The 1,138-nt window shown below is 48.2% G+C and carries 1 protein-coding gene; it reads left to right on the forward strand.

What is annotated here, in order from left to right; all coding sequences use genetic code 11:
- A partial coding sequence (locus tag FTU50_RS15280) for an Ig-like domain-containing protein (protein ID WP_257223493.1) occupies positions 1-1,138 on the forward strand: 1,138 nt, incomplete at both ends.

Genomic DNA, 1,138 nt, shown 5'->3' on the forward strand with positions numbered 1-1,138 from the left:
CGCACCGACAGATGTTGATTTCTCTGACGATGGTTCAACCATCACAGGTAAAGGCGAGCCAGGTGCTAACGTTGTCGTTAAAGACGAAGACGGTAACATCATTGGTGAAGGCACTGTTGATGAAGACGGTCACTTTGAAGTTGACTTAGATGAGCCGTTAACGAATGGTGAAGAAGTCACCGTTGGTTTAGTGGACGAGGCTGGCAACAAGTCACCAGAAGTAGGCGCGACTGCCCCAGACACAACTGCACCAGAAGCACCGACAGCTGCATTCAATGAAGATGGTTCAGAGGTAAGTGGTACAGCGGAACCTGGCTCAACTGTTACAGTGAAAGACAAGGACGGCAACGTACTTGGTACAGCAGTAACGGGTGAAGATGGTAACTACACTGTTGAACTAGAGGATCCGTTAAACGATGGTGAAGTTGTTGATGTCACAGCAACTGATGCATCAGGTAATGAATCTGCTCCAACAGAAGCGGTAGCCCCAGACACAACTGCACCAGAAGCACCGACAGCTGCATTCAATGAAGATGGTTCAGAGGTAAGTGGTACAGCGGAACCTGGCTCAACTGTTACAGTGAAAGACAAGGACGGCAACGTACTTGGTACAGCAGTAACGGATGAAGATGGTAACTACACTGTTGAACTAGAGGATCCGTTAAACGATGGTGAAGTTGTTGATGTCACAGCAACTGATGCATCAGGTAATGAATCTGCTCCAACAGAAGCGGTAGCACCGGATACAACAGCACCAGAAGCACCGACAGCTGAATTCAATGAAGACGGTTCAGAAGTGAGTGGTACAGCAGAGCCTGGTTCAACTGTTCAAGTGAAAGACAAGGACGGCAACGTACTTGGTACAGCAGTAACGGATGAAGATGGTAACTACACTGTTGAACTAGAGGATCCGTTAAATGATGGTGAGGTTGTTGATGTCACAGCAACTGATGCATCAGGTAATGAATCTGCTCCAACAGAAGCGGTAGCCCCAGACACAACTGCGCCAGACGCACCGACAGATGTTGATTTCTCTGACGATGGTTCAACCATCACAGGTAAAGGCGAGCCAGGTGCTAACGTTGTCGTTAAAGACGAAGACGGTAACATCATTGGTGAAGGCACTGTTGATGAAGAC

Origin of the sequence: Acinetobacter sp. YH12112 (genome assembly GCF_013418945.1) — a bacterium.
Lineage (GTDB): Bacteria > Pseudomonadota > Gammaproteobacteria > Pseudomonadales > Moraxellaceae > Acinetobacter > Acinetobacter indicus.